This is a genomic window from Acidobacteriota bacterium (genome assembly GCA_029861955.1).
Taxonomy (GTDB): domain Bacteria; phylum Acidobacteriota; class Polarisedimenticolia; order Polarisedimenticolales; family Polarisedimenticolaceae; genus JAOTYK01.
Map to the genome: position 1 here is coordinate 1 of JAOTYK010000081.1, position 5,032 is coordinate 5,032.

At 66.2% G+C, this 5,032-nt stretch carries 3 protein-coding genes; 1 reads left to right on the forward strand and 2 read right to left on the reverse strand.

What is annotated here, in order from left to right:
* A partial coding sequence (locus OES25_17445) for a S8 family serine peptidase (GenBank protein MDH3629422.1) occupies window positions 1–3,187 on the reverse strand: 3,187 nt, incomplete at its 3' end.
* Window positions 3,188–3,421: 234 nt separating this feature from the next.
* Here OES25_17445 and OES25_17450 point away from each other — a divergent pair.
* A protein-coding gene (locus OES25_17450) for an IS3 family transposase (protein ID MDH3629423.1) occupies window positions 3,422–4,569 on the forward strand; the annotation gives its coding sequence in 2 pieces (ribosomal slippage) (window positions 3,422–3,683 and window positions 3,683–4,569; 1,149 coding nt in all).
* Window positions 4,570–4,698: 129 nt separating this feature from the next.
* On the opposite strand, the gene OES25_17455 is transcribed toward OES25_17450, so the two are convergent.
* Window positions 4,699–5,032, reverse strand: a 334-nt coding sequence (locus OES25_17455; protein MDH3629424.1) for a hypothetical protein, incomplete at its 5' end; no start/stop codon positions are given.

Consider the following 5,032-nt stretch of genomic DNA (forward strand, 5'->3'; position numbering starts at 1 on the left):
AGCTCGCCGCGGGGTCGAGCCGCAGCACCGGCGTGGTCAGCGCGGCGCAGTTCTGCGTGATCGTGTCGCCCGCTCGGTACGCCTTCAGCCCTCCGGGCGTGTGGTTCTTCAGCGACGTCACGTACCATGGATCGTCGGCGATCAGCTTCGCTCTTCCGGTATCGCCGCCGTCGTCGTGGAACACCCCCGCAACGTAGTCGTTGCTCGTCGGCGAGCCGCTCCGGCGGACGGCGTTCGATTCCTGGTTGCCTCCCTGGCAGTCTCCGGTGCCGCCGGACGGTCGTGAGTCCTCAGCCCGTACGGCGTAGTAGTAGGTGACGCCGTCCGAGACCTCGGAGTCGTTGTACGACGTGCCGCTGGCGCAGGTGTCGCGCAGCGTCTCCGGGCCGGGCACGAACGCGGAATCGGTGCTGCGGTAGACGTTGTACGTCATCGTGGGGAAGAGCGGACAGTTGCTGATCGCCGCCGTCCAGCCGAGGGTCAGGCCGCACGCGGCCGTGTCGTCGTCGACCACGCTCTCGAGACCGGCGAAGGTCGGGGGCAGCGTGCAGTCGCCGGTGGCGACCGCATCGGCGCAGGTCGAGGCTTCGGAGATGCAACCGTCCGGGGTCAACGCCTGGACGTAGTAGCTGTAGCTGGAGCCGCCCGAAAGATCGACGTCGGTGAACGAGGTCGACGGCCCGAGCGTCGACCCGACGAACTGGAACTGCGTGCCGGGGCAAGCGCCGTCGCTGCGGTAGACGTAATACCGATCGGCCCCGGCAACCGGGTTCCAGCTGACCGTCATCGAGTTCGGACCGGCCGGCGCCGCGCCGACGCCGATCGGCGCGGGCGGAGGAGACTCGCACTGGACCACGTCGCCGCCGATTACGAGCGCGAACGGTTGCGGCCCGTTGGGCACGTTCGCCGCTCGGACCTCGACCGTCCATCTTCCGGGAACCGGGTTCGACACGCGGACGCCCTCGTCGTTGTTCGTCCCGTCGAAGACGCCGGGAGCGGCACAGCTCACCGGATTCGACTCGTTGCCCGTCGCGTCGTTGCCGCGATAGCACGCCGCGTCGTTCGGCTCGCGCACGAAGAGATCGAGGTCGTTGACCAGGCCGCCGACACCGGCAGTCGCGGGGTAGTCCATCCAGACGAGCATCGCCCGCAGCGGGCGGTTGCCCGAGCGAACCGCGAACGTGAACTGGGACAGTCCGCCCGTCGTCACGCCGTTCGTCTCGTCGAGCCACAGCACGTTGAGGTCGGGATCCGCCGAGTCCCAGAGGTTGTCGAGTTGAACCCGGCCCCAGCCGACGGCCTCGTCCGGCACCGTGGTCGCCGGGTCCTGGATCGGTTCGCCCGAGTTGAGCAGCGCCGCCTTGACCAGGCTACCCGAGGGGTTAACCACGCCCTTCTCGTGGATCCACCAGTCGCGGACCTGGGCCGCGGTCGCCGTGACCGTCGGCGTCGCCGCGCTCGTGCCGTTGAAGCACGCGTTGTAGCCGCCGAAAAGGTCGGGGGCGGTGATGCACTGGGACAGGCCGGCGATGTGCGGCCCGTGACGGCCGTCCTGAGTCGGTCCGCGTGAGCTGTAACACACGAGCTTGTCGCAATCGGTGCAGGGGAGGGAATCGCAGGACCAGCACGATCCGTCGAGACCGTTGTAGACCGCGGCGACCGCGAGGACGTCCTTGGCGGTTCCGGGCGAGCCTATCGTACCCGGCCACGGCCCCGCGTTCCCCGCGGCAAAGGCCCACAGGTATTCCTGCGGCGTACCGGGCTGCGCGCCGTTGTTGTCCCAGGCCCACGTGTCGACCGTCTGCGCCAACGCGTCGTAGGCCCCCGAGAGGTCGGCGCCCCAACTGTGGTTCGACATCCGCGAGCCGCGGCCGTACGTGCGCTGGAAGAACGATGCGAGGGTGAGGTTGGGGTCGCAGGCGTTCAGGCACTCGAGGTTCGGGCCGCACACCTCGACGTCGAGCCGTCCACCGAAGGCCAGTCCCTTGCTCGAACAGGACTCGACGGGCAGTTCACCTCCGGACACCGCGCCGCTGCCCGAGATGATGCCGGAGACCGACGTTCCGTGGCCGTCCAAATCCGTGCAGGACGAGACGGGTGCGGCGTTGCCGCAGCTGCCGGCCGAGATCTGCGATTCGACGGCCAAGATCGTGCATCCGGGTCCGGGGCACGCCTCGAAGTCGGTGTGTGCCTCGATGCCGGAGTCCATCACGCCGATGATCTGCTCCGTGCCGGCCGTGGCCCCGCAGGACGGCGCGGGTCCGGCGCCGGTCAGGCCGTCGCGCCACCAGGGCACGTCGTCGACCGTGCGGGAAGTGCACGCGAGTCCGCAGGCGCCGCTCTGCATGCTCTGGGCCGCCTGCTCGGTGAGCAGTTCGAACACCGGCCGCTGCTGCAGCCACGCGACCTCGGGGAGCGCGGCGAGACGTGCGATCTCCGACGGTTTCACCTCCGCCGTCAGGTAAGGCTGGACCCGGCTGTTGGGGTCATCCGGACCCCAGGCGTGGACCGTCCCCCCCTGGCTCTTCACGTCCTGGATCGCCCGCGAAATGTCCGCCGCGGCGTAGACCTGCAACAGCACCGAGATCGGTTCGGCCTCGGGGTCCGCATCGTTGCGCATCGCGATCTCGGTCAGTTCGGCGGAGATCTTGAACGCCGGGTGGTAATGGCCGAGCCACCGGACAAAGGGCTGCTGCGAGACGGCCGCCGCGGCCGTGCCGTCCATCGAGACGACCCAGGCGTTGTTGTTCACGTGGCCGTAGCGCGCGAAGGTCCCGCCGGCGTCGCTGACCTGCTGCCGCCACATCGGATGGAGAGGCCCGACGAACTGCACGAGGTACGGCGCGCGCGCATCGGTCGCCGTCGCTCGTAACGCGTTCGGCAGCGCCGGTTCACCGGCCCGAGTGTCGAAGCTGCGGCCGGGCAGGCGTATCCACGTCGGGTCCTCGAGGCGGGTAATCCGAAACCCCTGGCTCGCCAGCTCCGCGGCGTCGCTCGCCGACAACGGGGCGAGGACCGCGGTGCCGTAGTTCGCCAATGGCTGGACGTTCGCCGGCGCCTTCCGTCCGTGTTCGGTGTAGACGAGATAGGTCTCGGTCGTCGCGCCGAGCGCCGGCGCGGCGGCGACGGGACTTGCCGTCGCGAGTGCGGTGACCCAAGCGATCGTCCAGAGCTTCGTATTACGCATCGATCTTCCTTCCCCCGTGACCGGCTCTCCTGCCCGCCCGGCCCTCTCGGGCGCGGGTCTTCCCTCAACCTGAATCATCCGCCCTCGACCTTTCAATGAAATGAACGGCTCGAGAAACCCCGACCAACTGGGATCCGCGAGTCGTTCGCGGACCACTGACCCTCCCCCCATTGCCCGGTTCACTTGCAGAGTTAGACTTTCCTGGCTCTGACGGCGGCCGACAAGGGGACAGGGATGGCAAGAAAGCGATACACGACCGAGCAGATCATCTGCAAGCTTCGCGAGGCTGAAGTCGAACTGGCGAAGGGCCAAACGACCGGTCAGGTCTGCAAGAAACTCGGAATTGCGGACCAGACGTACTACCGCTGGCGCAAAGAATACGGCGGGCTTCGCGTAGACCAGGCGAAGCATCTAAAGCAGCTCGAGCAAGAGAATTCCCGTTTGAAGCGTATCGTCGCGGATCAAGCGGTCGACTTATCGATCTTGAAGGAAGTCTCAAAGGGAAACTTCTAAGCCCGGCGCGGAGACGACGTGCGGTAGCGCATGTCCAATCCAAGCTGTCGGTCTCGCAGCGTCGGGCCTGTCGAGCCTTGAGTCAGCCTCGATCAACACAGCGTCACGCACTCCGGTCGTCTGAGTACGAAGATCGCCTAGTGACCGCGTTTGCTACACGGTATGGGCGCTACGGGTATCGTCGAATAACCGGGTTATTGCGATGGTGTGGATGGAAAGTGAATCACAAACGAATTGAACGACTGTGGCGTCGCGAGGGTCTGAAAGTGCCGAGGAAACAGCCCAAGCGTAGTCGTCTCTGGCTGAACGACGGGTCGTGCATCCGTCATCGACCGGAGCATCGGAATCACGTATGGGCGTACGACTTCGTCGCCGATCGCACTCACGACGGTCGCGCGCCGAAGATGCTGACTGTCGTGGACGAGTACTCTCGCGAGTGCCTGGCGATCAACGTAGCTCGCCACATGAAGTCGATCGACGTGCTGCAAGTAATCGCTGACCTGATTCTGAAGTACGGCGCACCGGAGTACATCCGCTCAGACAACGGCCCAGAGTTTGCTGCGGTGCTGATTCGAAGATCGCTGGAGCGCGTCGATATCGACACGCTCTTCATAACACCCGGAAGCCCGTGGGAGAATGGTTACGTGGAATCATTCAATGGCCGATTCCGGGATGAGCTGCTGAATGGAGAGATCTTCTACACGCTCAAGGAGGCACAGGTACTAATCGAAGGCTGGCGAGTGGAATACAACACCATCAGGCCGCACAGCGCGCTGGGGTATCGACCTCCGGCGCCGGCCGCGGCGCTGCCGTTTCCACCGGACTACGCTCCGCTTCGTCCGGCGAAAACGGCCTATGGACTAACATAGACACTGGTACGACCACCGGGGGCGGGTCAGCCGTTCGAGACCGTTTCGGTCCGCAATCTCGATCTGCATTCGACTCGAGTGCGTCGGCCGACCGGATGATCCACTCGGCCCTCCGGGAAGAGCCCGGCTTCACGGACAGACCGCGGCCCTCGCCGTGTTGTTCGTTCCCCTTCCCCACTCGCCGACTCCGCAGACGTTGGTCGGACGCACCATGTAGCCGATGACTTCCCCGGGCAGCGGCATCTCCGTGTCCGGCCAGGACGTCATTGCGGTCTCGATGACGACGCACTCCAGCAGACCTTCGGCCTTTAGTAACGCGATGTCGCCGCGGGCCACGTCGTACTGCTCGCCGTTATGGCCCGGTGTCCAGTACACGCGGTCCGGCCCCATGCGCACACGGTGCACCTCCGCTGGCGGCCCGAGCGCGCAATCCGACTGCAACAGGTGTTGCACGGGCCTACCG